Origin of the sequence: Modestobacter sp. VKM Ac-2982 (assembly GCF_026967935.1) — a bacterium.
In the GTDB taxonomy this organism is placed as follows: domain Bacteria; phylum Actinomycetota; class Actinomycetes; order Mycobacteriales; family Geodermatophilaceae; genus Modestobacter.
The window spans coordinates 537686-564346 of the sequence record NZ_JAPVBL010000004.1; the positions used below are offsets into that span (position 1 = coordinate 537686).

29 protein-coding genes are annotated in these 26661 nt (G+C 73.3%); 13 read left to right on the forward strand and 16 right to left on the reverse strand.

Annotation, left to right across the window (positions count from 1 at the left end):
* Positions 1–227: 227 nt before the first annotated feature.
* From O2W20_RS17120 to O2W20_RS17130, 3 genes are all read right to left on the reverse strand, one after another.
* Positions 228–2456: a PhoX family protein gene (locus O2W20_RS17120; RefSeq protein ID WP_269185517.1), complete on the reverse strand. Its 2229-nt coding sequence runs from the start codon at positions 2454–2456 to the stop codon at positions 228–230.
* A 231-nt stretch (positions 2457–2687) separates the two neighbouring features.
* Entirely contained in the window at positions 2688–3083 is a 396-nt protein-coding gene (locus O2W20_RS17125) for a DUF3037 domain-containing protein (RefSeq protein WP_269173928.1), read from the reverse strand.
* Entirely contained in the window at positions 3080–3949 is an 870-nt protein-coding gene (locus tag O2W20_RS17130; RefSeq protein ID WP_269173929.1) for a HipA family kinase, read from the reverse strand. Before O2W20_RS17130 ends, O2W20_RS17125 begins: the two co-directional genes overlap by 4 nt.
* Before the next feature lie 40 nt (positions 3950–3989).
* On the opposite strand from O2W20_RS17130, the gene O2W20_RS17135 reads away from it, so the two are divergent.
* Complete coding sequence (locus O2W20_RS17135; protein WP_269173930.1) at positions 3990–4538, forward strand: DUF1990 family protein; 549 nt, start codon at positions 3990–3992, stop codon at positions 4536–4538.
* A 2-nt stretch (positions 4539–4540) separates the two neighbouring features.
* On the opposite strand, the gene O2W20_RS17140 is transcribed toward O2W20_RS17135, so the two are convergent.
* From O2W20_RS17140 to O2W20_RS17150, 3 genes are all read right to left on the reverse strand, one after another.
* Entirely contained in the window at positions 4541–5410 is an 870-nt protein-coding gene (locus O2W20_RS17140; RefSeq protein ID WP_269173931.1) for a formate/nitrite transporter family protein, read from the reverse strand.
* A gap of 160 nt (positions 5411–5570) precedes the next feature.
* On the reverse strand, positions 5571–6359 hold the full coding sequence (locus O2W20_RS17145) for an FAD-binding oxidoreductase (protein WP_269173932.1): 789 nt from the start codon (positions 6357–6359) through the stop codon (positions 5571–5573).
* 4 nt (positions 6360–6363) lie between these two features.
* Entirely contained in the window at positions 6364–6975 is a 612-nt protein-coding gene (locus tag O2W20_RS17150) for a sulfite oxidase-like oxidoreductase (RefSeq protein WP_269173933.1), read from the reverse strand.
* A gap of 184 nt (positions 6976–7159) precedes the next feature.
* Between O2W20_RS17150 and O2W20_RS17155 the strand changes: the two genes are divergently transcribed.
* From O2W20_RS17155 to O2W20_RS17165, 3 genes are read left to right on the forward strand one after another with little or no spacing between them, the layout of a single operon-like run.
* Positions 7160–7870, forward strand: coding sequence for a succinate dehydrogenase cytochrome b subunit (locus O2W20_RS17155; RefSeq protein ID WP_269173934.1), 711 nt, complete (start codon positions 7160–7162; stop codon positions 7868–7870).
* A 19-nt stretch (positions 7871–7889) separates the two neighbouring features.
* Complete coding sequence (locus O2W20_RS17160; protein ID WP_269173935.1) at positions 7890–9836, forward strand: fumarate reductase/succinate dehydrogenase flavoprotein subunit; 1947 nt, start codon at positions 7890–7892, stop codon at positions 9834–9836.
* The gene (locus O2W20_RS17165; RefSeq protein WP_269160516.1) at positions 9833–10612 is read left to right on the forward strand and encodes a succinate dehydrogenase/fumarate reductase iron-sulfur subunit; all 780 of its coding nucleotides are present in this window, start codon (positions 9833–9835) and stop codon (positions 10610–10612) included. Before O2W20_RS17160 ends, O2W20_RS17165 begins: the two co-directional genes overlap by 4 nt.
* An 84-nt stretch (positions 10613–10696) precedes the next feature.
* On the opposite strand, the gene O2W20_RS17170 is transcribed toward O2W20_RS17165, so the two are convergent.
* Positions 10697–11248 (reverse strand): nucleotidyltransferase, encoded by a 552-nt coding sequence (locus O2W20_RS17170; protein ID WP_269173936.1) that lies wholly within the window; start codon positions 11246–11248, stop codon positions 10697–10699.
* A gap of 80 nt (positions 11249–11328) precedes the next feature.
* Here O2W20_RS17170 and O2W20_RS17175 point away from each other — a divergent pair, with 80 nt between their 5' ends.
* Positions 11329–12090, forward strand: coding sequence for an endonuclease/exonuclease/phosphatase family protein (locus O2W20_RS17175; protein ID WP_269173937.1), 762 nt, complete (start codon positions 11329–11331; stop codon positions 12088–12090).
* A gap of 22 nt (positions 12091–12112) precedes the next feature.
* Complete coding sequence (locus O2W20_RS17180) at positions 12113–12493, forward strand: thiol-disulfide oxidoreductase DCC family protein (protein ID WP_269173938.1); 381 nt, start codon at positions 12113–12115, stop codon at positions 12491–12493.
* Position 12494: 1 nt separating this feature from the next.
* Here O2W20_RS17180 and O2W20_RS17185 read toward each other — a convergent pair whose 3' ends face one another.
* Both O2W20_RS17185 and O2W20_RS17190 read right to left on the reverse strand, forming a co-directional pair.
* The gene (locus tag O2W20_RS17185) at positions 12495–13103 is read right to left on the reverse strand and encodes a GDSL-type esterase/lipase family protein (protein WP_269173939.1); all 609 of its coding nucleotides are present in this window, start codon (positions 13101–13103) and stop codon (positions 12495–12497) included.
* A 60-nt stretch (positions 13104–13163) separates the two neighbouring features.
* Positions 13164–13361 carry a hypothetical protein gene (locus O2W20_RS17190; RefSeq protein WP_269173940.1) on the reverse strand — a complete coding sequence of 66 codons (198 nt, stop codon included), beginning with the start codon at positions 13359–13361 and terminating at the stop codon, positions 13164–13166.
* Positions 13362–13520: 159 nt separating this feature from the next.
* Here O2W20_RS17190 and O2W20_RS17195 point away from each other — a divergent pair, with 159 nt between their 5' ends.
* Positions 13521–14852 (forward strand): C40 family peptidase, encoded by a 1332-nt coding sequence (locus O2W20_RS17195; protein ID WP_269173941.1) that lies wholly within the window; start codon positions 13521–13523, stop codon positions 14850–14852.
* A gap of 3 nt (positions 14853–14855) precedes the next feature.
* Here the strand turns inward: O2W20_RS17195 and O2W20_RS17200 are convergent, their stop codons facing one another.
* On the reverse strand, positions 14856–15845 hold the full coding sequence (locus O2W20_RS17200; RefSeq protein ID WP_269173942.1) for an LLM class flavin-dependent oxidoreductase: 990 nt from the start codon (positions 15843–15845) through the stop codon (positions 14856–14858).
* Positions 15846–15968: 123 nt separating this feature from the next.
* Here O2W20_RS17200 and O2W20_RS17205 point away from each other — a divergent pair, with 123 nt between their 5' ends.
* Together O2W20_RS17205 and O2W20_RS17210 are read left to right on the forward strand one after the other, a co-directional pair.
* Positions 15969–16307, forward strand: coding sequence for a hypothetical protein (locus O2W20_RS17205; protein ID WP_269173943.1), 339 nt, complete (start codon positions 15969–15971; stop codon positions 16305–16307).
* Positions 16308–16408: 101 nt separating this feature from the next.
* Entirely contained in the window at positions 16409–16813 is a 405-nt protein-coding gene (locus O2W20_RS17210) for a hypothetical protein (protein WP_269173944.1), read from the forward strand.
* Positions 16814–16825: 12 nt separating this feature from the next.
* Here O2W20_RS17210 and O2W20_RS17215 read toward each other — a convergent pair whose 3' ends face one another.
* Positions 16826–17446, reverse strand: a complete 621-nt coding sequence (locus tag O2W20_RS17215) for a hypothetical protein (protein WP_269173945.1) — start codon at positions 17444–17446, stop codon at positions 16826–16828.
* Between the two features lie 279 nt (positions 17447–17725).
* Between O2W20_RS17215 and O2W20_RS17220 the strand changes: the two genes are divergently transcribed.
* Positions 17726–19075 (forward strand): reverse transcriptase family protein, encoded by a 1350-nt coding sequence (locus O2W20_RS17220; protein WP_269173946.1) that lies wholly within the window; start codon positions 17726–17728, stop codon positions 19073–19075.
* 26 nt (positions 19076–19101) lie between these two features.
* Positions 19102–19833, forward strand: a complete 732-nt coding sequence (locus O2W20_RS17225) for a spermidine synthase (protein ID WP_269173947.1) — start codon at positions 19102–19104, stop codon at positions 19831–19833.
* 9 nt (positions 19834–19842) lie between these two features.
* Here the strand turns inward: O2W20_RS17225 and O2W20_RS17230 are convergent, their stop codons facing one another.
* Entirely contained in the window at positions 19843–20913 is a 1071-nt protein-coding gene (locus O2W20_RS17230) for a glycosyltransferase family protein (RefSeq protein ID WP_269173948.1), read from the reverse strand.
* A gap of 271 nt (positions 20914–21184) precedes the next feature.
* Here O2W20_RS17230 and O2W20_RS17235 point away from each other — a divergent pair, with 271 nt between their 5' ends.
* A complete protein-coding gene (locus O2W20_RS17235) occupies positions 21185–22021 on the forward strand; it encodes a hypothetical protein (protein ID WP_269173949.1) in 837 nt (278 codons plus the stop codon).
* On the forward strand, positions 22018–22794 hold the full coding sequence (locus O2W20_RS17240) for a hypothetical protein (protein ID WP_269173950.1): 777 nt from the start codon (positions 22018–22020) through the stop codon (positions 22792–22794). Before O2W20_RS17235 ends, O2W20_RS17240 begins: the two co-directional genes overlap by 4 nt.
* A 10-nt stretch (positions 22795–22804) precedes the next feature.
* On the opposite strand, the gene O2W20_RS17245 is transcribed toward O2W20_RS17240, so the two are convergent.
* The 4 genes from O2W20_RS17245 to rfbH are packed head-to-tail and all read right to left on the reverse strand — an operon-like array spanning position 22805 to position 26637.
* Positions 22805–23689: an NAD-dependent epimerase/dehydratase family protein gene (locus O2W20_RS17245; protein WP_269173951.1), complete on the reverse strand. Its 885-nt coding sequence runs from the start codon at positions 23687–23689 to the stop codon at positions 22805–22807.
* On the reverse strand, positions 23686–24228 hold the full coding sequence (gene rfbC, locus O2W20_RS17250) for a dTDP-4-dehydrorhamnose 3,5-epimerase (protein WP_269173952.1): 543 nt from the start codon (positions 24226–24228) through the stop codon (positions 23686–23688). Before rfbC ends, O2W20_RS17245 begins: the two co-directional genes overlap by 4 nt.
* Before the next feature lie 2 nt (positions 24229–24230).
* Entirely contained in the window at positions 24231–25274 is a 1044-nt protein-coding gene (gene rfbG / locus O2W20_RS17255) for a CDP-glucose 4,6-dehydratase (RefSeq protein WP_269173953.1), read from the reverse strand.
* A 1-nt stretch (position 25275) separates the two neighbouring features.
* A complete protein-coding gene (rfbH, locus tag O2W20_RS17260) occupies positions 25276–26637 on the reverse strand; it encodes a lipopolysaccharide biosynthesis protein RfbH (protein WP_269173954.1) in 1362 nt (453 codons plus the stop codon).
* Positions 26638–26661 lie beyond the last annotated feature (24 nt).

Sequence of the window (26661 nt, forward strand, 5' to 3'; positions counted from 1 at the left end):
CGGCAGCAGAAATGAGGGTGACCGGTGGGGTCCCTGGGGGCGACCGGGCGTGTCGCGCCGAGGCACTCTCGCCGGCGAGCCGAGGTGGCCGCCGATCAGCGCGTCGGACCACAGTGACCGTCCGGCCGGCTCCGGGTCGACGTGGGCCGCAGCGGCCTGGGAGTCCAGCGGCCAGAGCGCAGCAGGAGCCCGGCCGCCGTGTGCGGCCGGGCTCCTGCGTCACCGGGTCAGCTGCCGATCCGACCGCCGTCGGGCCGGAAGACGACCGCCACGCTGGGCCGCGGGTACGGCCGCTCGGCCAGCCGGTCCGGCCAGGTGCTCGACGGCGCCTCCCGGGTCGACCCGGGTGTCTCGCCGGGGTGCTGCACCGCGACGAAGACCGAGCGGACGTCCGGGGTGATCAGCGGCCCGCTGCACTCCGCACCGACGGGCACCGTCAGGAACGCCTTGAGGTGGCCGCGCTCCGGCCCCGCCGTGGGCACGGCGAAGAGCCCGTCGTTCGTCCCGGCGTACGTGCCGACCTCCCGGTTCCTCGTGGAGAGCACCGTCCCGTCGGTGGAGATCCACAGGTTGCCGGCCGGGTCGAACTCCAGGTTGTCCGGGCAGGACAGGGCACTCACCTTGGTCTTGTCGTAGCCGGCGAAGTACGTCCCCGGGGTCTCCGGGTCCCCGGCCACGATGAACACCCGCCAGTAGAAGTCGTCGCCGGCGATCCCGTCGGTCTCCAGCCACTCCAGGACGTGGCCGTTCCGGTTCCCGTCCCGCAACTCGTAGGTGCCGTCCTCGAGGTCGAAGGCGAAGGACCGGGACACCGGGTTGGGCTCGTCGGCCACCTCCCGCTGCGAGTTGTTGGTCAGCGCGGCGTAGACCCGGCCGTTGACCGGGTTGACCTGGATGTCCTCGGGGCGGTCCATCCGGGTGGGCAGCTGCGAGGGGTCGACGACCACGGGCGCGGCCGGGTCGGGGAAGTCGCCGTTGGCGTCCAGCTGCCTGCCCAGCCGGTCGGCGGCCAGCCGGGTGAAGGTCAGCACCCAGGGCACCGACTTGCCCGGGATCATCGACTGCCCGTCCTTGACCAGGGGCAGCCAGTGGCCGGTGCCGTCGAACTCGCCGTCGGCGGGCAGCGTCGCGAGACCGTCGATCTGCTCGGGGGGCGAGTCGCCGGTGAACTGCCCGACGTAGAGGTCCCCCTCCTCCAGCAGCGTCATGTTGTGCGCACGCGACGCGCGGTCGAAGCCTGGCCGGTAGTGCTTCTTCGACACGAACTTGTAGATGTAGTCGAACCGTTCGTCGTCACCCGAGTAGGCGACGACGCGTCCGTCCTCGGCGATCTGGACGTTCGCCCCCTCGTGCTTGAAGCGGCCGAGCGCCGTCCGCTTCTTGGGCGTGGAGGTGGGGTCGTACGGGTCGAGTTCGACGATGTACCCGAAGCGGTTGGGCTCGTTGGGCTCCTGGGTGACGTCGAACCGGGGATCGACCTGGTCCCACCGGCGGCCGCCGGGCTCCTCGGTGGAGATGCCGTAGCGGGACCACCGCGGCTCCCTCGGGTCCTCCACGAACGGCGTCGTCGCCCCGAAGTACTGGTTGAAGTTCTCCTCACCGTGCAGGGTGGTGCCCCACGGCGTCGTGCCCCCGGCACAGTTGTTCAGCGTCCCCAGGACGAGGCGGCCCGCGGGGTCCGCACTGGTCTGCACGTACTCCGAGCCGGCCACCGGTCCGGTGAGCTCGAAGGGCGTCATCGGCGTCAGCCGACGGTTGCGCTTCCCCATCCGGTCCGGTCGCCAGTTGCCCGAGTCCCCCTCCCGGTGCAGCTCCACGACCGAGAGGCCGTGGGCCATCATCGCGATGCGCTTCTGCTGGTCGGTGGTGGGCGCGTCCTCGTCCGCCACGCCGGCGAACATGAGCTGCTCGTTGGTGTACTCGTGGTTGACCACGATCAGTGCCCGGTGCCCGCGGCGGTCCAGGGGCAGCACGCCGATGTAGTCGCAGTTGTAGCCGAACTGCTTCGCCTGGGCCTCCGGCGTCTGGGCGTCGACGTCGAACTCCGGGGCGTCCGGCAGCACCGGGTCGCCCCAGCGCAGGACGACGGCGTACTGGTAGCCGGTGGCGGTGACGAGTTCGTCCAGGAGGTTCTGCTCGACCGGCTCGAAGGTGAGTGGCGCATCCGGGTGCGGCTGCCAGCCTCCGCCCGGCCCGGTGGCCAGCGCGGGCGTGGAGCGCAAGGGGCCCACTGCCACGACCAGCGCACCGGCGCCGGCGGCCTTGAGCAGGGTCCGCCGGCTGAAGGCGCTCTCGACCACCTCGCCGATGGTCGGGTTGTCCGACTTGTTCGGCACGGCGGCATCGCAGGCGTTGCCGCACTTGTAGTGGCACGTCGTGTGCGTGCGACTGCCATGTCGGAAGGAGTCCAGGAGAGGGAGGAGCAGGCGACGGCGGGTGGGCGCGATGTCCGTCATGGGGGGTCCTCTGGTCAGATCGGCGCTGAGGACCGGGACGCTAAGTGACGTACATCACTCTCTCGACGGGCGAGGCGCGAATGCTGGGTGACCTGTGGGATCCCGACGGGGCGTCTGAGCGCATCGTGTCCAGTCGTAGACAGTGAGTAGCCACCGACCGGGACGGGTGCGGCGTCGGGGTCGTGGACACGCCACCGGAGGGGCCAAGACCGCGGTCCTCTGACTGGGAGGTCAGGCCTGGACGGGGAGGACGAGCAGCCGCAGCAGCCGGTCGGCCTCGGCGTCCGGGTCGGCGGTGAGCCCGGTGTGCACGGCGCTGGGCTGCACGACGGTGCTGCGCGGGGCGGTCAGCCAGCGGAACCGCGACCCCAGCGCCTCGCGCCCGGCCGCGCCGGCCGCGACCGCGGCCGAGCAGACGTCGGCGGCCGCCTGCAGCGCGGCGGTGATCGCGGCGGGGTCCGCCGTGGGGTCGAGGGCGCGGAGCCGGTCGACGTCCAGGTGCACGCGCGAGCCCAGGTAGTCCCGCTGCCGGCAGTAGACGAGCACCCCGGCGTTGAGCGACTCCCCGCGCTCGACCCGCGGCACGACGCGCAGCACCGCGTACTCGAACGTGTCCCACCCGGTCACCGCTGCGTCACCCCCTCCGGCGGGGGCGGCCCCAGCCAGGACGGTCGGTTCTGCCCCCGCGGTGCACTGCGCCGCCCGGCGCCGCCGGCCTGTGCGGCCGCGAGGACGCCGGGCAGCCAACCGTCCCGGGCGGCCAGCCGGTCCAGCAGTTGCCCGACGTACCGCGCGCGCACCTCGTCGGCGGGCTCCTCGGGCGAGGCCCCCTCCAGCCAGGCGTCGGGCACCTGGGCCAGCACCTCGGCGAGCAGTGGCCGGGTGACCCGCGGGGCCAGCGCGGCATCGGCGGCCCGCACGTCGGGAGCGCACTCGATCAGCGCGTGCTGCGCGGCGTCGTAGGCCCGGCTCACGGACGCCGCGACTCCGGGCCAGTTGTGGTGGAACGTGAGCGCGGCGCCGTGGTCGATGAGGTGCAGCCGACCGTGCCAGAAGAGCATGTTCGGGTTGCGCCACGACCGGTCCACGTTGCCGATCAGCGCGTCGAACCACAGCACCCGCCCGGCCAGCTCCGGGTCGACCTGAGCGGCACCGGCCTCGAAGTCCAGCGCGCCGGGCAGGTAGTCCATCCCGAGGTTGGTCCCGGCGGACTTGCGCAGCAGTTCCTGGACCTCCTGGTCCGGCTCCCCGACTGCCAGCTCCGGGACGACGTCCACCGTGACGAGCGCGGGCACCGGCAGGGCCAGCCGGCGGGCCAGCTCCCCGCAGACCACCTCCGCGGCGAGCACCTTCACGCCCTGCCCGGCGGCCCGCCACTTGACCACGTAGGTGCCGAGGTCGTCGGCCTCCATGAGCCCCGGCAGCGAGCCACCCTCGCGCAGCGGGGTGACGTACCGGGTGGCGGAGACGGCGGGGAGCACAGTGCTGCGCACCCTACCGGCGGGCCCGGGCCCGGCCGGGGACACTGACGGCGTGGGAGTCCTCCGCCGCACGACGCTGCCGCAGCTGGCGGGCGCGCCGTTCACCTACCCCGAGGTGGGGGCGACGCGGGACGCGACCCTGCCGGCCGGCTACCACCACGTCGAGCGGTCCGCCGTCGTCGGTTCCGGCGGGGGTGACTTCGACCGGGCCGCCGCCGCGGTGTTCCGCTGGGCCGCTCAGCGGGGCGCGGGGCTGCGCGTCCGGGCCGACGGGCCGGCCAGCACCCCGGGCACGGTCGTGCTGATGACGGCGGGGCTGCGGCGGTTGGGGGTGGACATCCCCTGCCGGGTGGTCTGGGTGGCCGACGAACCCCGGCGACGCGGGTTCGGGTACGGCACGCTGCCCGGGCACCCGGAGAGCGGCGAGGAGTCCTTCGTCGTCACGCTGCAGCCCGGCGGCGACGTGGTCTACACGCTGCGGGCGTTCTCCCGGCTGGCGACGCCGCTGTCCCGACTGGGCGGCCCGGTGAGCCGACAGGTGCAGCGGCTGGCCCTGGACCGCTACGTGGTCGCGATCCGCCGCGCCGCACGGGCCGGCTGAGCTCAGGCCCCGGCCTTCGCCCGCTCCTCCTTGATCATGTCCTTGCTGCGGACCAGCCGCAGCAGGGTGACCACGAACAGCCCACCGGCCATGTTCAGCAGAACGGTGTACCAGAGCCAGGCGAGCCAGTGGCCGTAGCCGAACGGCGCCCCGGCGTGCAGCGCCGCGAAGATGATCAGCGAGTCCAGGATCGAGTGGAACAGCTGCAGTCCGGCGAGCACGAAGGCGCCGGCGATCGCGGCGACGACCTTCGCCGGGTCGGACTCCGTGCCGTGCTGCATGCGGGTCATCAGGGTGATGGCGATCCCGGCCAGGAAGGCCAGCGAGGCCGACTGGAGGTCCAGCGGTGAGTCCACGAAGTGGACGGCGCTCTCGATCGCCGTGGCCCGCAGGTCGGGGAAGGCCCGGACCGCCAGCCACATGAACATCCAGCCGCCGAGCAGGTTGGCCACCAGGGTGCCGCCCCACAGCTTGCCCAGCTGCGCGAACCCGGCCCGGCCGGCCGCCACCGCGGTCACCGGGACGAGGAAGCCCTCCGTGAAGAGCTCGCTGCGGGCCAGCAGGAGGGCGATGAAACCCACCGAGAAGGCCAGCCCGGCCAGCAGGTGGCTGCCGGTCTCGGCGTAGACGGCGAACAACAGCAGCACGCCGGTGCCGACCTCGAGCCCCCCGGCGAACCCGGTGGTGAGCACCTCACGCCAGTTGCGGTGCAGCCGCTGCGCCCCGTCGCTGACGATGGCGTCGAAGGCCTGCTGGAGCTCGTCCTCGGTGGGGCCGTCGGTCTCCCCCAGCTCTTCGCGGGCCGGGTCGGAGTCGCCGAACTCCTCGTGCGCGGGATCGGTTCCGCTGAGGTCCTCACGGGTGGTGCCCACGGTCTCTCCTGCCACGACGGCCGGGCAGTCGGGCGCCGCGGTCCGGGCGCGATCTACCCGGAGCCGGGGCGCCCACACCCGTCGCCGACAACGTCACACGACACCGGGCCAGCACGAGATCTCGGGCCGGGCCGACCCGAGGACCTCCTGGGGGACCTGCTCAGCGCTTCGGCAGCTCCAGCGCCGACGGCCCGAACCGCTCCACCCGCACCGACGCCGGCGGCAGGCCCAGCCCGACGAGCAGCTGGCTGGCCGACTCGGCGAAGCCGGCGGAACCGCAGACGTAGGCGGTCTGCCCGGGCTCCCACAGCGGGAGCAGGTCCATCGCGGTCAGCCGGGCCGCCGGGCGGATGCCGTGCGACTCCCGGGTCAGCGCGATCAACGCCCCCGCCTCCGCCAGCTCGTCGGCGTAGGGCAGCTCGGCCAGCGTGCGGGCCGAGACCGCGACCCGGAGCAGGTCGAGCCGCCCGAGCGCCCGGGCGTGCCGGACCATCGCGACCAGCGGGACGACGCCGCTGCCGCCGCCGACCAGCAGGGCCGGGGTGACGCCGTCCCAGACGAACCAGCCGCCGATCGGACCGCGGACCTCCAGCTCGTCGCCGGGTTCCACGACGTCGGCGAGGTAGGTGGAGACCTCCCCGTCGTCCAGCCGCTCGACGAACAGCTCCACCAGCGGGTCGCCCGGCGCCGAGGCCAACGAGTACGAGCGCTGCGCGGTGTAGCCGTCCTCGGCGGTCAGCCGGACGACGTAGTGCTGGCCGGGCAGGTGGTCGACCCGGTCGTGGACGTCCAGCCGCAGCTCCACCGAGCGCACGATCGGGCGGCGGAGCCCGGCGACGGTCGCCGTCCGCCAGCCGCCGGCGGGTGCGGTGCCCCCCGCGGGCGGGCCGCCGGCGGTCATGGAGGTGCTGCCGGAGTCCGGTCCGGGGTCCTGGGTCAGGTCGCTCACCGGCTCAGTCGCCCTGGTACCGCTGCTGCTTCCACGGGTCGCCGCGGTCGTGGTAGCCGTTCTGCTCCCAGAAGCCGGGCTGGTCCCGCTTCAGCACGGTGATCCGGCTGATCCACTTGGCGCTCTTCCAGAAGTACAGGTGCGGCACCAGCATCCGGACCGGCCCGCCGTGCTCGGCGGTCAGCGGCTTGCCGTCGAACTCCCACACCAGCCAGGCCTTGCCACCGGCGACGTCCTCGATCGGCAGGTTGGTGGTGTAGCCGGTCTTCGACGTGGCCATCACGAACCGCCCCTCGGCCGTGGGCCGGGCGACGTCCAGGAGCGAGTCCACGCTGATGCCACCGAACCGGGTGTCGAACTTCGACCAGGTGGTGACGCAGTGGATGTCGCCGCGGTACTCGGCCGCGGGCAGCGCGTGCGCCTCGTCCCAGGTCCAGGTGGTCGGGGTCTCCACCTCGCCGTCGACGGTGATGCTCCACGTCTCCGGGGTGATCCGGGGCGTGGGCTCGGCGGTGAGCACCGGCCAGTCGCTGCCGGCGTCGTACTGACCGGGTGGGAGCCGGGGGTCTCCGGCCGCGCGGCGGCGGCCGAGGAAGCCGCGGGTGGGTCCTGGCACGTCGTCGTCCTCTCGGGGCACCGGACTGGGGCGGAGCCGATCTTCCTCCACCCTCGAGGCGGCTGTCCCCCTGGGTGGCGGACGTCCCGCAGGGCCGGCCAACCGGTGAGGGTGGCCTTACATGAGCTGTGTCACGGTGCGTTCACCTGGGTGTCATGTGGGCACTGGGCTTACCTTTGGCCCTGTGGCGACAGTGACGACGCAGCCGGCCCAGCGCAGGGCCCCCAAGACCGGCCGGTTCGACAGCTCGGTCGTGAAGAAGACCGTGATGGCGGTCAGCGGGATCATCATGATCCTGTACTTGCTCGCCCACATGGTGGGCAACCTGAAGGCCTTCTCCGGCGCTGAGTCGTTCAACAGCTACTCCGGGTGGATCCGCACCATCGGCGAGCCGGCGCTGCCGACCCAGACGGTCCTCTGGATCATCCGGCTCGTGCTGCTCGCGGCGGTGGTGCTGCACTTCTGGGCGGCCATCTCGCTGTGGCGCCAGGCCCGCCGGGCCCGCCCGGTGCCCTACGTGACCAAGAAGCGGGTGCAGCAGAGCTTCGCCTCCCGCACCGTCCGCTGGGGCGGGCTGATCCTGGCGCTCTTCATCATCTGGCACATCCTGGACCTCACCCTGGGTGCGGTGAACCCGGTCGGGCACGACTCCACGCCCTACGACCGACTGGTCGCCAGCTTCTCCAACATCCCGATCACGCTCTTCTACGTGGTCTCGATGGTGCTGCTCGGCCTGCACCTGCGGCACGGCATCTTCGCCGCCACGCAGACGCTCGGGCAGACCAACAAGAAGCGCGAGCGTGCGGTGAACGGCCTCGCCTACGTCGTCGCCGGGGTCATCACCGTCGGCTTCCTGCTCGTGCCGTTGTCCGTCGCCTTCGGCTTGATCGACTGAGAGAGAAGGACACACCGCCATGCCTCTCGAGCTCTTCACCGTGGGCGAGCCGATCGCCGACACCACCGCCCCTCGCGACGTCCCGCTCCCCGACCGCTGGAACGAGCGAAAGTTCCGCGCCCGGCTGGTCAACCCGGCCAACCGCCGCCGGCTGTCGGTCATCGTGGTCGGCACCGGCCTGGCCGGTGGCTCGGCGGCGGCGACGCTGGCCGAGATGGGCTACCGGGTCAAGAACTTCTGGTTCCAGGACAGCCCCCGGCGCGCGCACAGCGTCGCGGCCCAGGGCGGCATCAACGCGGCCAAGAACTACCGGAACGACGGCGACAGCGTGCACCGGCTGTTCTACGACACCGTCAAGGGCGGTGACTTCCGCTCCCGCGAGGACAACTCCTACCGGCTGGCCGAGGTCAGCGCCGCGATCATCGACCAGGCCGTGGCCCAGGGCGTGCCCTTCGCCCGCGAGTACGGCGGCCTGCTGGACAACCGCTCCTTCGGTGGCGCCCAGGTGTCGCGCACCTTCTACGCCCGCGGCCAGACCGGCCAGCAGCTGCTCTACGGCGCCTACCAGGCCCTGGAGCGGCAGATCGGGCTGGGCAACGTCGAGCAGCACCCGCGCACCGAGATGCTCGACCTGATCGTCGTCGACGGGAAGGCCCGGGGCATCGTCGTCCGGAACCTGATCACCGGCGAGATCACCAGCCACTTCGCCGACGCCGTGGTGCTCGCCTCGGGCGGCTACAGCAACGTCTTCTACCTCTCCACGAACGCCAAGGGCTCCAACGTCACGGCGGCCTGGCGGGCGCACAAGCGGGGCGCACTCTTCGCCAACCCCTGTTACACGCAGATCCACCCGACCTGCATCCCGGTCAGCGGCGACTACCAGTCGAAGCTGACGCTGATGAGCGAGTCGCTGCGCAACGACGGCCGGGTCTGGGTGCCCAAGGAGCGCGGCGACGACCGCAACCCCAAGGACATCCCCGAGGACGAGCGCGACTACTACCTCGAGCGCAAGTACCCGGCGTTCGGCAACCTGGTGCCCCGTGACATCGCCTCCCGCCAGGCGAAGAACGTCTGCGACGAGGGCCGCGGCGTCGGGCCGAACGGCCTGGGCGTCTACCTGGACTTCAGCGACGCCATCGCCCGGGTGGGCCAGCCGGCGATCGAGGCGAAGTACGGCAACCTCTTCGACATGTACAACCGGATCACCGGTGAGAACGCCTACGAGACCGGGATGCGGATCTACCCGGCCGTGCACTACACGATGGGCGGGCTGTGGGTCGACTACGACCTGTCGTCCAACATCCCGGGCCTGTTCGTCATCGGTGAGGCCAACTTCTCCGACCAGGGCGCCAACCGGCTCGGCGCCAGCGCGCTGATGCAGGGCCTGGCCGACGGCTACTTCGTGCTCCCCAGCACGATCAGCAACTACCTCGCCGACGGCCCGTTCCCGGCGGTCGACGCCACCCACCCGGCGGCGGTCGAGGCCGAGCAGTCGGTCCGCGCCCAGACCGAGCGGCTGCTGTCGATCAACGGCACCCGGACGGTGGCCTCCTTCCACCGGGAGCTCGGCCGGCTGATGTGGGACCTCTGCGGCATGGAGCGCTCGGAGGAGGGCCTGCGCAAGGCGCTGGACCGGATCCCGGAGATCCGGCACGAGTTCTGGACCAACGTCAAGGTCTCCGGCGAGCAGGGCATCTTCAACCAGAACCTGGAGCACGCCGGCCGGGTCGCCGACTTCATCGAGCTCGCCGAGCTGATGTGCGTCGACGCGCTGCACCGCAACGAGAGCTGCGGTGGGCACTTCCGGGTCGAGAGCCAGACGCCGGAGGGCGAGGCGCTGCGCGACGACGAGAACTACGCCTACGTGGCCGCGTGGGAGTACACCCCGGAGGGCGAGCCGCCGGTGTTGCGCCGCGAGGCCCTCGAGTACGAGTACGTCCACCTCGCACAGCGGAGCTACAAGTGACCAGCACAGAGACACCGATGATGAGCCTGACACTGCGCATCTGGCGTCAGCGCGACCGGACCAAGAAGGGCAAGATGGTGACCTACCACGTCACCGACGTCTCGCCCGACATGTCCTTCCTCGAGATGCTCGACGTGCTGAACGAGAAGCTGATCCTCGACGGCGACGACCCGGTGGCCTTCGACCACGACTGCCGCGAGGGCATCTGCGGTTCCTGCGGTCTGATGATCAACGGCATCGCGCACGGCCCCGAGCAGGCCACCGTCTGCCAGCTGCACATGCGGTCGTTCTCCGACGGCGACGTGCTGGACATCGAGCCGTGGCGCGCGGGCGGTTTCCCGGTGGTCAAGGACCTCGCGGTGGACCGGTCGGCGTTCGACCGGATCATCTCCGCCGGCGGGTTCATCAGCGCCCCCACCGGCACGGCTCCCGAGGCGCACTCCACCCCGGTGCCGAAGAAGAACTCCGACGCCGCCTTCGACGCCGCGACCTGCATCGGCTGCGGCGCCTGCGTGGCCGCCTGCCCCAACGGCTCGGCGATGCTGTTCACCGCGGCCAAGGTCGCCCACCTCGGGCTCATGCCGCAGGGCCAGCCCGAGCGCGACACCCGGGTGCTGAAGATGGTGGCCCAGCAGGACGCCGAGGACTTCGGTGGTTGCAGCAACATCGGCGAGTGCTCCGCCGTGTGCCCCAAGGGCATCTCGATGGAGACCATCTCCCGGCTCAACCACGACCTGCTCGGTGCGCTGCGCGCCGGCGCCGTCCCGATGAGCTGACGAAGGACCCCCTTCCAAGGGGACGAACGGGCCGGCACCCCACCTGGGGGCCGGCCCGTTCGGCGTCCCGGGGTCGCGGGCCGCTCAGCCCGGGCTGATCCCCAGCCGGTCGGTGAGGAACAGGAACGCGGCGGCGAAGTGGTTGTCGTCGACCTCCTTGCGCAACCGGGGCCAGTCCAGCTGCTCGCGCACCGCCCGCACGTGCGGCAGCAGCCCCGCCATGTCGCAGTAGAGCTCGGTCATCGCGCGCAGCTTTGCCGACAGCAGCTCGGTGGCCGGCAGGACCGGCATCCGGATGCCGAGCACGTCCCTCTCCTCCGCCCGGTCGAGCAGTTCCGCGGTCACCGGCTCGCCGACGAGCCGGTGCAGCAGGTCGACCAGGACGCCGTCGTTCCGGGCCTTGAACAGCCAGTCCTCCGATGGCCGGACCACCTCGAAGCCGGCTGCCGCCAGCACCCCGGCCGCCCGTTCGGTGTCCGCCTCGGCCACCACGAAGTCGACGTCGTTCTCCGACTCCGGCGCACCGTGCGCCCACAGCGCGTAGCCGCCCGCCAGCGCGAACGGCAACCCGTCGCGCTTCAGCGCGGACGCCGTGCGCTTGAGCGCGACCCGCCGGGCTTCGCGGTCGGCGGTCACGGGCGCTCCTCGGCTGTGCGGCTGCGTCTCCGGCGGTGCGGATCGGGTGGGCGCCTACCCGAGCGGGTAGGCGCCCACCCGTGCGACTCTCGACCTTCAACATCCTGCACGGACGTTCCCCGGCCGACGACCGGGTCGACGCCGAGCGCTTCGCCGCGGCCGTCCGGACGCTGGACGCCGACGTCCTGGCGCTCCAGGAGGTGGACCGGGCCCAGCCCCGCTCGCACCACGCCGACCTGACGGCGGTCGCCGCCGAGGCGATGGGCGCGGTCGCGCACCGCTTCGTCGCGGCGATCTCCGGCACCCCGGGGGCGACCTGGATGGCCGCCACCGGGGACGAGCAGCCCGGGACGGCGGAGTACGGGATCGCGCTGCTCTCGCGGTACCCGGTGCGCTCCTGGCAGGTGGTCCGGCTGCCGGCGATCCCGTTCCGCTTCCCGATGTGGCTGCCCGGACCGCGCAAGGTGATCGTCGTCGACGAGGAGCCGCGGGCCGCCGTGGTCGCGGTGGTGGAGACACCGCACGGCGAGCTGACCGTGGCCAGCACCCACCTGTCGTTCGTGCCCGGCTGGAACCGCCGCCAGCTGCGGCGGCTGCAGCGGGACCTGACCGCGTTCCCCGGGCCGCTGGTGCTGATGGGCGACCTGAACATGACCCCGCCCACGCCTGCCGCCGTGACCGGGTGGACGTCGCTGGCCGAGGAGCTGACGTTCCCGCTCGAGGAGCCCGACCGGCAGCTGGACCACGTGCTGCTCCGCGGGTCGCTGCCGCCGGTGACGACGACCTCGGCACCGGTGCTGCCGCTGTCGGACCACCGTGCGCTGACCGTCGACGTCGGGTGAGGGAGAGCCGACGATGACACTCGTGACCGGACCCGCGCTCGTCTTCGACGGTGACTGCGCCTTCTGCACCCGCTGCGCCGACGTCGCCCGGCGGCTGCTGCCGGCCGACGTGCAGGTGGTCCCCTGGCAGTTCGTCGACCTCGCGGAGATCGGGGTCAGCGCCGAGCGGGCGCAGACGGAGGTGCTGTGGGTCGGCCGGGACGGTGCGGTGACCGGTGGCGCGCCGGCGGTGGCGCGGGCGCTGCGGGCGGCGGGCCGGCCGTGGTGGCTGCTCGGCGCCGTCCTCGCCGCGCCACCGGTCCGGTGGGTGGCCCCGTTCGGCTACCGGCTGGTCGCCGCCAACCGGCACCGGCTCCCCGGCGGCACGGCGGCCTGCCGGCTGCCCCCGCACGATCCCGGCTGAGTCAGGCCGCAGCGTCGGTGCGCTCGGCAGCCAGCCGGAGCAGCGCCGGTGCCAGTGCCTCGGCCACCAGCGCGTAGCCGGCCGAGGACGGGTGGAACCGGTCGGCGGAGAACAGCGCGGGGTCGGCGGCGAACCGCCGGGACAGCTCCGGGGCGACCGGCGCGACGACGGCCCCGCCCCGGGCGGCGGCGACGCTCTGCCGGGTGCGCAGCTGGTCGCAGAGGCCGGCGACGACCGCGCGGAAGGCCGGGGGCACCCAGGCCACCGACGACAGGTCGGGCGTCGGGACCACCAGCACCGAGGCGCCGGCCCCGCGCAGCTCCTGGACGGCCGCGCCCAGCGCCGCGGCCGCCCGGACCGGTGACACCTGGCGGGTCAGGTCGTTCGCGCCGACGACCAGCAGCGCGACGTCGACCGGCCCGGTCACCCGGCGGACCTGTGCGTCGAGGTCGAGAGAGGTGGCACCGGGCACGGCGACCACCTGCAGGTCGACGTCGTGCCCGGCCTGCACGAGCGCACGGGTCAGCCGCGCGCCGACGGTGTCCTGCACCGTCGCCGCACCGGTGCCGAAGGCGAGGGAGTCACCGAGGACGAGGAAGTGGAGCGTCACACCCTGGTCAACGGTCCGGCGCAGTCGGGTGTGCCGTGATCCAGGCCTCGGAGCGGCGTCTCAGCCGCCCTGGGCGAAGAGCGCAGCAGCTTGGGCGTCGTCCACGAACGGGTACTTGACCTTGAACTGGGCGAGCGCGTCCGGCACCGAGAGCACGTGCGTCTCCCGTTTCCCCGCGGCGTCGATGGTCTGCACGGTCACCATCTCGCCGTTGATCGGGACCCAGTGCGTCTCGGCGTAGTCGGTGAAGACGTTCATGCCCCATGGTCTCCCGAGCGCCGCACCGGACCCCGGACCGGGCGACGTTGCTCCCGCCAACTCATGGTGTCGAGGTGCTCAAGGACCGTCCGGGAACGTCCGACCTCTCTGCCAGGTCACCTGATCGGGTGAACGACGGCAGCGGAGGGACGCGAGGACATGGGCACCAAGGCATCGACCCAGCGACGGACCGGCACCCGTCCGGTGCGCCGCATGGCCGGCGTGGTCGTCGCGGCGACCCTCTGCCTGGTGGCCGCCCCCGGCGTCGCCGCGGCGACCCCGACCAACCCCTCGGACGATCAGATCAGCGCGGCTCGGCAGCAGCAGGACGCCGCCGCGCAGCAGGTCGGCTCCCTCTCCGCCGAGCTGGCCACCGCGCAGGCCGAGGTGGACGCCGCCCGGGCGCAGTCGGCGATCGCCCTGGACACCTTCCAGGCCCAGCAGGCCGAGTACGAGGTGGCCCAGGCCGCCGCAGACGCCGCTGCCGCCTCCGCCGACCAGGCCGCGGCCGAGCTGACCACCGCCCGCGCGGACATCGCCACGTTCGCCCGGCAGAGCTACCAGCAGGGCAGCACCTCCCCGACGCTGGAGGCGCTGACCACCGCCGACGGCCCGGCGCAGATGCTGGAGCGCGCCGCCCTTCTCGAGGCCGCCGGTGCCCACCAGGGCGACGTCGTCACCGCGGTGACGGCCGCCGAGGAGCAAGCCCGCGCCGCCGAGTCCGCCGCGCAGGCCAGCCTGACCGCGGCCGCGACGCTGAAGCAGGAGGCCGAGGACGCGCTGGCCACCGCCGAGGAGCTGGAGACCGGCGCCCGGGCGCAGGCGGCCGGGCTCGCCGCCCGACAGGCCAGCCTGGAGCAGGAGCTCGCCCAGGCCCAGCAGGCCCTCCTCGGCCTGCAGGGCGCCCGCGCCGCCGCCGAGCAGCACGCCGCCCAACAGGCCGCCGCCGAGCGCGCCGCCGCCGAGCGCGCTGCTGCGGAACGGGCTTCCGCCGAACGGGCGGCCACCGAGCGGGCGTCGGCACCCACCCGCTCCATCGTCTCCGAGCCGCGGGCCGGCACCTCCGCCGGGACCGGCGACTCCTCCGCGGTCGAGACCGCGATCTCCGCCGCACGCCGGCACCTGGGCACGATCTACTCCTGGGGCGGCGGATCGCTCACCGGGCCCAGCATGGGCTGGGGGGTGGACGCGGGCATCGTCGGCTTCGACTGCTCCGGGCTCACCCGCTACGCCTACGCCCAGGCCGGCGTCTCGATCCCGCGCAACAGCAGGGCCCAGTACTCGGCCCTGCCCACGGTCTCCCGGTCGGACCTGCAGCGCGGTGACCTGGTCTTCTGGGCCACCGACACCAGCCGCCCCTCGACCATCCACCACGTGGCCATCTACCTCGGCGGCGGCCAGATCCTGGAGGCACCGCAGAGCGGCTCGGTCATCCGGGTCACGTCGATGCGGTGGAGCGGCTTCATCGGCGGCGTCCGCCCCACCGGCTGACGCCTACGCGCTTACGGACTCCATGGCCTCGGCGGTCAGGGTCACCGAGCGCAGCCGGCCCTCGGTGGTGGGGGCCTGGTGGGCGACGATCAGCTCGTCGGCGTCGGCCTGCTTGCGGAACCCCTCGAGGTAGTCGCCGATCTCCCGCGGGGTGCCGATCGCGGCGTAGGTGAACATCGAGCTGACGTGCTGCCCGGCCCCCTGCTCGAGCAGCAGGTCGGCCTCCTCGTCGGTGAAGCTGCGCCCCCGCCCGAACAGGCCCACGGCCATGTTCCGGCGGACCGCCTCGAGGTTCTCCTCCGCCTGGCGCACGGTGTCGGCGGCGATCACGTTGACCCCGGCGATGACGTGCGGCTCCGCCAGCTGGTCGGAGGGCTGGAACTCACGCCGGTAGGTGGCGACGGCGGCCTCCAGGGCCTGCGGCGCGAAGTGGCTGGCGAAGGCGTAGGGCAGGCCCAGCGCGGCGGCCAGGTGGGCGCCGAACAGCGAGGAACCGAGCACGTACAGCGGGACGTCCGAGCCCTTGCCGGGGATGGCGTCGACGCCGGGCACCCGGGTCCGGCCGGCCAGGTAGCCCTGCAGCTCCAGCACGTCCTGCGGGAAGGTGTCGGCGGAGTTCGGGTCGCGGCGCAGGGCGTACATCGTGTTCTGGTCCGAGCCCGGCGCGCGGCCCAGCCCGAGGTCGATCCGGCCGGGGTACATCGCGTCGAGGGTGCCGAACTGCTCGGCGATGGTGAGCGGCGCGTGGTTGGGCAGCATGACCCCACCGGCGCCGAGCCGGATCCGGCTGGTCTGCGCGCCGACGTGGGCGATGAGCACGCTGGTGGCCGACGACGCGATGCTCGGCATGTTGTGGTGCTCGGCGTACCAGACCCGCTGGTAGCCGTGCTCCTCCGCGCGCTGCGCCAGGGCGACGCTGGCCGCGATGCTGCTGCTGACGGTCTCCCCGCGGGCGATCGGGGCGAGGTCGAGGACGGACAGCGGGATGCGCATGAGGGAGGTGCCTTTCGCGTTGGTTGTCCGGGTCAACGCACGACACCCCGGGGCGCTTCCCGACCGGGCCGCCGCACGCGCGCCTGCCGTTCCGTGATCGGGAGCGCACCTACAGTCGCCGCCGTGCAGGAGATGACGACGTTGCTGGGTGGACCCCTGCCGGTGGAGTTCCTGCTGGACGGGGACTGGCAGCCCGCGGTCCTGCTCGGTTGGCGGCACGAGCCCGACGGCACCTGCCGGGTGCACGTCCAGGCCGTCGTCTCCGGGCTCCGGCGGACCAGCTGGATGCAGCTGGACGACCTCCGCCTGCCCCAGACCGCCTCACTGGTCCCCGCCCCGCTCGAGCCGCGCACCCGGCCGGACCTGCTGCTCGCCGGCGCGGAACGCGCCCGGCGGACCCCGACGCCGCTCCCCCCGCTGCCGGTCCCCCGCAGCCTGCAGCCCGACACCAGCCGGACCTGACCGGCCGGTCCGCCACGCGGACCGGTTCCGGACGGCCGCGCTGGGTGTCACCCTGAGGGGACCAGCCGGAGCGCAGCGTCGCGAGCCGGGGAGGAGCAGCCGTGTTGTGTCAGAGCACCTACGCACTGGACTACATCGACGGACGGCGCGCAGCGGTCGAGGCCCGCGTCGCCGCCTACCGGGAGCTGGCCGCCGCCACCGAGCCGGCCGCCCTGCGCGAGTTCGAGCCCGTCTTCTTCAACGACCTGGTCGTGGTGCTGGAGAACTGGTTCGTGCACCGCGGCCGGGGCATCGAGGGCTCGGACGGCAACGCGCTGAACGAGGTGCGGCTGATCGCCGAGTCGCTGGTGCACGGCGGCAGGATGATCGCCGACAAGCACGTCCGGCTGGACCCGGCGCGCACCGTGCTCAAGTACCGGGTGGGCGACGAGATCGCCGTCCGCGAGGCCGACTTCACCGCGTTGGCGAAGGCCTTCTTCGCGGAGCTGGAGAGCCGGTACCTGTAGCGCCGGCCCGGCTCAGCGGCTCTGCAGCGCGTCCAGGGCCACGGCCATCGCGGCGGCGACCCGGAAGTCCAGCCGCGGGTCGGGCACCGTGACGGTGTAGCGGTCCCGGATGGCCTTCTTCCGCTCGCTGATCAGCACCGGGGCCCCGGTCGCGGTGTCGACGAAGTCGAAGTGGAAGACGAAGGGCACCGGGACGTCGCCGACGACGGGGAGCGCGGTCCAGACCCGGCGCACGACCGCGAGGGCCGGTCGGCGCTCGCGGCCGACCGCCTCGATGCCCGGGGCAGAGAGGGTCCAGGTCGAGCGGAGCAGGCTGGCCCCGAACTGCTTGCTGAACATGCCCAGCGGTGCACCGTGCTCGTCGAGGACGTCGTGCTGGGCCGAGACGTCCAGCCGCTGGCGGGCCTTGAAGGAGAAGACCGGGCGGCTCTTGGCCTCGTCGGCGTAGAAGACCACCTCCTCCTTCAGCTTCATCCGCTTCTGCTCGGCCAGCGCGAGCAGGTGGCCCTCGGAGCCGTCGGGCTGCACGGCCCGGATCTCGTAGCGGTTGACCATCATGGTGACCCGCTGCGAGACGAAGAAGGCAGGCACGACCATCGGGGCCGGCGGCTGGCCGAAGGGGGACGAGGTCACAGCGGTGCTCCTGGGTGGGTCGGGTGGTGCGGGCAGCCCATCCTGGGGCACGACGGGTGCCTGTGTCCCGGATCCGTCTCCCGGCCCAGCCACTACGGTGGCCGGGTGCACGGCGGGGCGGGCAGGACGATCGGCAGCAGCCGATCACCCCGGGGCAACCCCGGGGCATCGTGAGCAGGTCGGGCATGGCGTCATGAGCCGCGCTGTGCGCTCCGCGCACCAGGCGGCGCCTCCAGCGAGGAGCGGCTGGCCGCCCCGCCGTGCACCCGGGAGGTCGCGGTGACCGCCGAGCGGCAGGCCGCGACCACCGCCGCAGCGATCGCGACCGCGCTGCTGGCCGGCCCGTGGCGGCGGCGGGACATGGTCCGCCGGGTGGCGGTGGCGCTGGGCCAGGCCCGCGCCCGCACCTGGGTGGGCACACTGGTCGGGGAGGTCCAGACGGTCTGCCCCACCGCCCCGGTCGACCGGCCGCGGGAGCTGGCCCGCGTCGTCCGGACGACCCAGGGGTGGGAACGCGGGCAGTCACAGCGACCACTCCCCCGGGCCGTCCGGTGGGAACCGGTGCCGACCGCGCTGGCCTGGCGCCGGTGGCCGGTCGCCGACCTGCCTGACCAGGCCGCGGTCGCCCGGCTGCTCGACGTCGACGCCGGCGAGCTGGCGTGGTTCGCCGACGCCCGCCGGCTGGAGCGGACGTCCGGTGAGGCGCTGCGGCACTACCGGTGGCGGGTGGTGCCGCGCCCGGCGGGGGTCCGGCTGCTCGCCGCGCCCAAGCCCCGGCTCAAGGAGGCGCAGCGGCGGGTGCTGCGACACGTGCTCGACCGCATCCCGGTGCACGACGCCGCGCACGGCTGCGTGCCCGGACGCTCGGTGCGCACCGCGGTCGCCCCGCACGCCGGGTCCGCCGTCGTGCTGCGGATGGACCTGGAGGCGTTCTTCGCCAGCGTCGCCGCCGGGCGGGTGCACGGGCTGCTGCTGGGCGTCGCCGGTCTGCCCGAGCCGGTGGCGCACGTGCTCACCGGCCTGGTGACGACGGTGCTGCCGACCGAGGTGTGGCGGCACGTCCCTGCCCCGGACGGGATCGAGGCGCGGGACCGGCACCGGCGGCTGGGTCAGCGGCTGGCAGTGCCGCACCTGCCGCAGGGCGCTCCGACGTCCCCGGCGCTGGCCAACCTGGTCTGCCACCGCCTCGACCGCCGGCTGACCGGACTCGCCACGGCCGCCGGTGCCACCTACACCCGCTACGTCGACGACCTGACCTTCAGCGGGGACCGGCGGATCGCCCGCGACCGGTTCGCCGCCCTGGTCACCGCGGTGGTCGAGGAGGAGGGCTTCCGGGTGAACGCGGCGAAGACCTCGGCCACCAGCGCCGCCCGTCGGCAGTCGGTGCTGGGCACGGTGGTCAACGACCACCCCACCCTGCCGCGGCCGGAGCGGGACGCGCTGCGGGCGCTGCTGCACAACTGCGCCGTCCACGGCTGGACGACCCAGACCCGGGGCCACGACCCGGCCACCTTCCGCGACCACGTGCTGGGGCGGGTGGCCTGGGCCGCCTCGGTCGACCCGGGGTTCGGCGCCCGGCTGCACACCCTGGCCGACCGGATCGACTGGTCGGCTGCCCCGCCCTCGTAGGCTCGGCCGATGATCGTGGTCCCGGGATGAGCGCCCGGATCGAGGAGCTGGACTGGAGCCCGACGCCGATCGGCGAGGTGAGCCTGCGACGGCGGCGGGACCCGGTGACCGGACTCGACGTCTTCGAGGTGAAGCTCGGGGACGAGTTCCTCATGTCCACCCAGTTCACCGTGGCCGAGGTGGCGGTGGCCCGGCTCGCCCTGGCGCGGCTCGACGGGCCCGCCCCCGGTGCGCCCGGGCTGGACGTCGCCGTGGGCGGGCTCGGGCTCGGCTACACCGCGGAGGCGGTCCTGGCCGACCCGCGGGTGCGGGAGCTGGTGGTCGTCGACCTGCTCGAGCCGGTGATCGGCTGGCACCAGCGTGGGCTGGTGCCGGTCGGCCCCACGCTCACCGCCGACCCCCGCTGCCGGCTCGTGCACGGGGACTTCTTCGCGATGGCCGAGGGCGCCGGCTTCGACCCCGCGACGCCCGGCCGGGTGTTCGACGCCGTCGTCGTCGACATCGACCACTCACCGCAGCACCTGCTCGCCGACGGCAGCGCCGGCTTCTACGGGATCGCCGGCACCCGGCGGCTGGCCCGGCACCTGCGGCCGGGAGGCGTGTTCTCGCTGTGGTCGAACGACCCGCCCGAGGACGGCTACCTCTCCGTCCTGGCCGAGGTCTTCACCGACGTCGCCGCCGAGGTCGTCAGCTTCCCCAACCCCCTGCAGGACCGGCCGGCCACGAACACGGTCTACCTCGGCACGAAGCCGCGCTGACCCGGCCCGCTACGCCTGCGCGAGCACGCCCCGGCGCATGGCGCGGGCCCGGTTGTCCAGGGCCTGCCGCCAGGCGGCCACCCAGCGTTCGACGGTGTGCTCCATCAGGTGGCCGGCCAGCACCTGCTCGCGCGCAGCCGCGGCCATCTCCCGACGCCGGTCGGCGTCGGTGACCCCGGCGGCGACCCACTTCGCCCAGTCCTTCGGCGCGCGGGCCGGCATCCCGAGCCCGAGGCGCTCGTACTCCTCGGTGCGCGCCCGCACGCAGTAGACCCCGCGGGCGGAGTACTCCAGCGGCTTCAGCCAGCTCTTGCAGGTGTTGAACCGGTCGATGCGGAGCGGGGCGATGCCCACGTCGAACAGCTCACCGATGGCCCGGCTGTACTCGTCGACGTCCGGGATCCACGGGACCTCGGACGGCTCCTCGGGCAGCCGCAACCTCTCCCGGGCGTCCCACTTCTGCCCCAGCACCACGAACTCGCTGCGCCCACGGGTCCGGTCCAGCGCCTGCTGCAGCCCCGACCCCATCTCCTGCAGGTCGTAGGGGTGGCCGGCGACGTTCCCGGTCCAGCCGATCCGCACCACCCCGGGGTCACGCTCGTAGGCCGGGGGCAGCTCGGCGATCCGACGCGGGACGGCGTTGGGGACGACGACGCCCCGCCCGTGCGATGCGTACTCCTGCTGCAGCGCCGGGGTCGACGTGGTGACCAGGTCGGCCTCCTTGGCGCACTCCAGCGCGATCTTCGCCCGCCCGCCCCGGACCAGTCCCTTGTGCCCCATGTGACCGAAGGGGACGGCGGAGAGCAGGTCGTCGAACTCCACGACCACCGCGACCCCCTGGGCCTGGAGGACCCGGATGCACTGCAGCATCTCCTTGGTCTTGGGCGCCTGGAGCACCACCACGTCGGCTCCCTGGGCGTCGACGTCGACGACCTCGGGCTCGCCGCCCTCGACGACCGGGCGCATGGTGGTCGCCAGGCCCCGCTCGACCGTGACGGCGACGCCCAGCCCCGCCTCCTGCACGGCCCGGGCCGGCTCCTTGACGCGGTAGTGGTCGGGGCCGATGTGGCCCTGGTTCATCAGCAGCACGTGCATCGTCGACGTAGGCCTTTCGCGACTGCGGCACCGTGGGTCCGGCGCCGTCCGGGAGCCCCGACCGACGGGACGGAGGGACGTCTCCTCCCTCCATCGGCAGCCCGCAGCGGGATCGTGCCCGCCCGGCAGCCGACCGGGCCGGCGCAGCCGTCGCCGCGTGGCACCTGGGACCGCTGGGGCGCACGCGGCCGCCGGGGGACGCGTCGCGCGTGTCAGCCCAGCCGGCCGCAGCCCGCCCGGCACACTCCCCCACGTCGTGCGGCAGCCGCCCGACCCGGTGCAGGCGCCGGTGGACCCTGGGGAGCTCGTGCGCTACTTCAGCATCGCCTACCGGCCCCTGGACTGGCCGCTGCCGGACTTCATGGAGGCGGTGTCGACCGCTCCCGCCGGTGACGGGGTGACCGACCTCGGCGGCCGCTACCCGGAGCTCGCCGGCCGGGACCCCGTCCTCGGCGAGTACGCCACCCTGTTCGCCGTCCGGCGCCTCCTGGAGGAAGCCCGCGAGCGTGGGGAGGGCACCGACGGCGGCATGGTCGGCATCTCGCACTACCGCCGGTTCGCGGTCACCCGGCCGACGGGCACACGCTCCTACGCCTACGGCGTGGTGCGGCCCGAGGAGTTCACCACGCTCCCCCGCGACCTGTTCGTCCCCCCACCGGACACCGTGCTCTTCCCCGCGCCGATGAAGGTCGTCCCCACACTGCTGGCGCACTTCGGCACCTACCACCCCACCCGCGACCTGCTCTTCTTCATGGCGCTGGCGATCGACCTGGGGGTCGTGACCGACGCGGAGGCGACGTCCTGGCTGAGCCAGGACGTGATGGTCCCCGCGCCGGCGGTCGGCGTGTACCCGGTGGACTGGTACGTCGCCACGATGGTGGCGCTGGAGTCCGTCGTCGACGCCTTCGAGGCCAGCGTGGGCGTGCCCCGGGAGGGCTACCAGCGCCGGATCATCGCCTTCTGCCTCGAACGGCTGCACGGGCTGGTGCTGTCCTCGCTCGTCTCCCGGTGGGACGCGCTCATCACCCACCCGGCCCTCCTCGTGAGCCCGGACGGGATCTACCACCCCAGCGGATCGGAGCCGTCCGCGTGAGGTACTTCGTCGTCACCCACCGTCCCCTGGACCGGCCGCTGCGCCCGTTCATGGAGGCCATCTCCACCGTCCCCGCCGGGGACGACGTGCTCGACCTCTCCGCGGAACACCCGCAGTACGCGGGCCGCGGACCCGAGCTGAGCGAGTACGCGACGCTCTTCGCGCTCCGCCGCCACCTGCAGGCGTCGTGGTCGGAGTCCGGACCGCCGTCGGACGACGAGATGTGCGGCATCGCCCAGTACCGCCGCTACCCGGTGACGCGTCCGGTCGGCGTCCCCTCCGACGTCTACGGCATGGTGACGCCGGCCGAGTTCGGCGAGCTGCCCGACGACGTCTTCCAGCCCGCACCCGGGACCCTGCTCCTGCCCTCGGTCGCCCAGGTCGGCACGGTCCTCGGTCAGTACGGGCGCAACCACGCGGTGCGCGACCTGCTGCACTTCATGGGCATCGCCATCGACCTCGGGGTGATCGACGACCGCGCGGCCGCCAGCTTCCTGTCCCAGTCGGTCATGGTGGTCGCGCCGACCATCGGGGTGTACCCCACCCGGTGGTACGTCCAGCTGCTCGAGGACCTCGAGCGCGTCGCCGACGCGTTCGAGTCACGTGCCGCGGTACCGCGCGAGGGGTACCAGCGCCGGGCGACCGGCTTCTGCCTCGAGCGGCTGCACGGGATGCTGCTCGCCGGTCTGGTGGCCACCTGGCCCGGTGACCGGGTGACGCAGAACCGGGCCATCGTGGTGAGCGAGGACCTGACGTACACCAGCGGGGGCTGACGACTCCTCGTCAGCCGATCGGCGCCCGGCGCAGCACCGCGGTCAGCCCGTCGCGCAGCGCGATCGCCGGCACCCAGCCCGGCAGGTCCGGGTGGTGGGTCCAGGGGGTCATCATCTCCCGCGGCCGGTACTCCCGGGCGCCCCACTCGACGGGCACCTCAGTGGCCAGCACCTCGCCCACCAGCGCCACGAACTCCCGCAGCGGCAACGGTGTGCCGTGCACGGAGTACGACGGGGCCCCGGCCCCGGCGAACGGCACGGCCTGCAGCAACGCCGTGACCACGTCGTCGACGTGGGTGTAGTCGACCAGCTGCTGCCCCGGCGACAACCGCAACGGCTCCCCGGTGTGCGCCGCCCGCACCAGGAGCGGCAGCAGCTTGGGCCGTGGGTCGTCCGGTCCGTAGGTGTCCGACAGCTCCACGGTCACCACCCGCAGCGGGGTGCACTCGGCGAAGAACTGCAGGACGTCGACGAACGCCTGCTTGGTCGCCGCGTACAGCGAGGACGGGCCGTAGGCGCGGGCGTCGTGGTGCTGCCAGACGGTGCCCACGTTGACGAACGCCGCACCCGGCGAGCCGGCCAGCGCGTCCGCCAGCCGGGTGCCCAGCTCGAGGTTCGACGCGACGAGCGGGCCGATGTCCGCCGCGGTGTGCACGCCGGTGAAGTGCGTGGCCAGGTGGAAGCAGGCGTCGGGGGCCAGGCCCCGCAACTGCGCGCCGAACTCTGCGGCGGGCACATCGCTGGGCAGCACCGTGCAGCGGGCGCGCAGGTCCTCGGCGACCCGCGACGTGGACCGCGCCAGCAGGGCGACGTCCCACCCGTCGTCCAGGAGGCGGCGGGCCAGCCGCGGTCCGATGAAGCCGCTGGCGCCCGTCACGAGGGCCCGCCGGCTCACCACGAGAACGGCGTCCGGAAGTCGGCGAGGGCCGGGAGACCGGCGTCCCGGGCGGAGACCACCGGCGCGTCGAACGGCCAGCGGATGCCGGCGGAGTCCCAGTGGACGCCGCCGTCGGTGCCCGCCTGGTACTCCGCGGTCGCCAGGTAGGCCACCGTCGCCTCCGCGGAGAGCGCCGCGAAGCCGTGCGCGAAGCCGACCGGCACGTACACCCCGTTCCACTCCGCCGAGCTCAGCCGGACCGTGACGTGCTCCCCGTAGGTACGGGACCCGGCCCGCAGGTCGACGACGACGTCGAGCACCTCCCCGGCCACGCAGTGGACCACCTTGGCCTGCGGGGCCGGCGGGGTCTGGAAGTGCAGACCCCGGACCACCCCGCGGGTGGACCGGCTGTAGAACTGCTCCGGGAAGTGCGTCGGCAGACCCGCCTCGGCGAACGCGGACGCCAGGAAGGTCTTCACGAAGGCGCCGCGCTCGTCGGGCCGCACGACCGGGTGCAGCGTGAGGCAGTCGGGCAGCCGGGTCTCCCGCAGCTCCACGGTCAGCGGTCCCGTCGCGTCGCGGCCCGGTCGGCGACGACGGCCACCTGGGCCAGGGCGACCTCGCGAGCGTCCTCGCCGGCCTCGACCCGGCGGGCGAAGTCGACGGTCAGGTCCAGCGTCTCCTCCAGGGACAGCACGCTCCGCCAGTCGAGCTCCACCTCGGCCTTGCGCGGGTCGAGGGTGAGCAGCCCGGCCTCCGGCGGGTGGCTGCCGTGGCTGTCGTCGCGCCAGGAGGCACCGGTCCCCCACCGCTGGGCGACCTGGGTGGCGACCTCCCCGACCGTCAGGCAGCTGGACGCCGGCGGGCCGACGTTGAACGCCGCGCCCGCGGCACGCCCGTCGAGCAGCGCGTCGACCAGCTCGAGGTAGCCGTCCAGGCAGTCCAGCACGTGCTGCCACGGCCGGACGGCTCCCGGGCTGCGCACCGCCGCCGGCGTGCCTGCGGAGAAGGCGGCCAGCAGGTCGACCATCAGCCGTTCGGGGCTCACGTCACCTCCACCCACCACGTTGCCGGCTCGGGCGATCGCGGTGGGCACCACCGACGCCGTGCTGGCGATCCAGGACTGGGTGAGCAGGTCGGCCGCGGCCTTGGAGGCCGAGTAGGGGTCGTGGCCACCGAGCGGGTCGGGCTCCCGGTACCCCCACATCTGGCCGACGTTCCGGTAGACCTTGTCCGTCGTCACCACCAGGTGGGCCCGGACCCCACCGGCGCGCTGGACGGCGTCCAGGACGTTGAAGGTGCCCATGACGTTGGTCTCGACGGTGCCCCGCGGATCCCGGTAGGACTCACGGACCAGCGGCTGGGCGGCGAGGTGGAGCACGACCTCCGGGGCGACCGCGGCGACGGCGTCCCGCACCGCCCCGGCGTCCCGGACGTCGACCCGCAGGTCCGCCGCGACCAACTCGCCCACCCGGGCGCGCTCGTAGAGCGACCCGGGTGCCGGGTCCAGGGACAGCCCGCTGACCTCGTGCCCGCGGTGGTGCAGCACCAGCGCCAGCCACGCGCCCTTGAAGCCGGTGTGGCCGGTGACCAGGAACCGCACGTCAGCGCTTCCCGGCGTTCTCGCGCAGGTAGCTGGTCAGCACGTCGGCGACGTAGTCGAGCATCTCGGTGGTCAGGCCCGGGTAGACGCCCAGCCAGAACGACCGGGTCATCACGATGTCGGAGTTCCGCAGGTCGCCGATCACCCGTGCGTCGAGCCCCAGGTAGGCAGGCTGCCGGAGCAGGTTGCCGGCGAAGATCAGCCGGGTGCCGATCTTCTTCTCGTCGAGGTGCCGGAGCAGGGCCTGCCGGTCGATCGGGAAGTCCTCGGCCAAGGTGATCGGGAAGCCGAACCAGGACGGCTCGGAGTGCTCGGTGGCCCGGGGCAGGATCAGCCCCTCCACGCCGTCCAGCAGGCCGTAGAGGTAGTGGAAGTTCTCGTTGCGGCGCTTGACGAACTCGTCGATCTTGCGCAGCTGGCTGACCCCGAGCGCCGCCTGCATGTCGGTCGCCTTGAGGTTGTAGCCGATGTGGCTGTACGTGTACTTGTGGTCGTAGCCCTCGGGGAGGTCGCCGAGCTGCCACTGGAACCTCTTGCCGCAGGTGTCGTCGACGCCGGTCTCGCAGTAGCAGTCACGCCCCCAGTCCCGGAACGACTCGACCTGGCGCCGCACCAGGGGGGACTTGGTGAAGACCGCCCCGCCCTCCCCGGTGGTGATGTGGTGCGCGGGGTAGAAGGAGACCGTGGCGGTGTCACCGAAGCTGCCGGTGCGCTGCCCGCGGTAGGTGGAGCCCAGGGCGTCGCAGGAGTCCTCGACCAGCCAGAGGTCGTGCTCCTGGCAGAGCTCGGTCACGACGTCGAGGTCGAAGGGGTTGCCCAGGGTGTGGGCCATCATGATCGCCCGCGTCTTCGGCCCGACCGCCTCGCGCAGCTGGTCGGCGATCGCGTCGTAGGTGCCGATCTCGACGTCCACGAACACCGGCTTGAGGCCGTTCTGCAGGATCGGGTTCACCGTGGTCGGGAAGCCGGCCGCGACGGTGAGCACCTCGTCCCCCGGCCGCAGCCGGCGCTTCCCCAGCTTCGGGCTGGTGAGCGCGGACAACGCGGCCAGGTTCGCCGACGACCCGCTGTTGACGAAGGTCGCCGAGCGGGCCCCGACGTAGTCGGCGAGGGAGCGCTGGAACTCCGTGGTGAACCGGCCGGAGGTCAGCCAGCCGTCCAGCGAGGCGTCGACCAGGGCGGCGATGTCGTCCCCGTCGAGGACCTTGCCCGACACCGGCACGGTGCTCTCACCGGGCACGAAGGGCGCCGGAGCGAGGGAACCGCGGGCGAAGTCGCGCACCGCGGTCAGGATCCCGTCCCGGCTGGGGTGCGCGTCGATGGTGTCGGGCGCGTCGAAGGGGGCGGGCGCGTCGGTGGTCAAGGTCCTCCTGTCGGTGCTCCGCCG

Bases quoted from the DNA above. Each gene is read 5' to 3' on its own strand.
- O2W20_RS17160 (WP_269173935.1), top strand. From the start codon at position 7,890: ATGCCTCTCGAGCTCTTCACCGTGGGCGAGCCGATCGCCGACACCACC.
- O2W20_RS17200 (WP_269173942.1), bottom strand. From the start codon at position 15,845: ATGCGCATCCCGCTGTCCGTCCTCGACCTCGCCCCGATCGCCCGCGGG.
- O2W20_RS17190 (WP_269173940.1), bottom strand. From the start codon at position 13,361: ATGAACGTCTTCACCGACTACGCCGAGACGCACTGGGTCCCGATCAAC.
- O2W20_RS17230 (WP_269173948.1), bottom strand. From the start codon at position 20,913: ATGAACCAGGGCCACATCGGCCCCGACCACTACCGCGTCAAGGAGCCG.
- O2W20_RS17120 (WP_269185517.1), bottom strand. From the start codon at position 2,456: ATGACGGACATCGCGCCCACCCGCCGTCGCCTGCTCCTCCCTCTCCTG.
- O2W20_RS17225 (WP_269173947.1), top strand. From the start codon at position 19,102: ATGAGCGCCCGGATCGAGGAGCTGGACTGGAGCCCGACGCCGATCGGC.
- O2W20_RS17195 (WP_269173941.1), top strand. From the start codon at position 13,521: ATGGGCACCAAGGCATCGACCCAGCGACGGACCGGCACCCGTCCGGTG.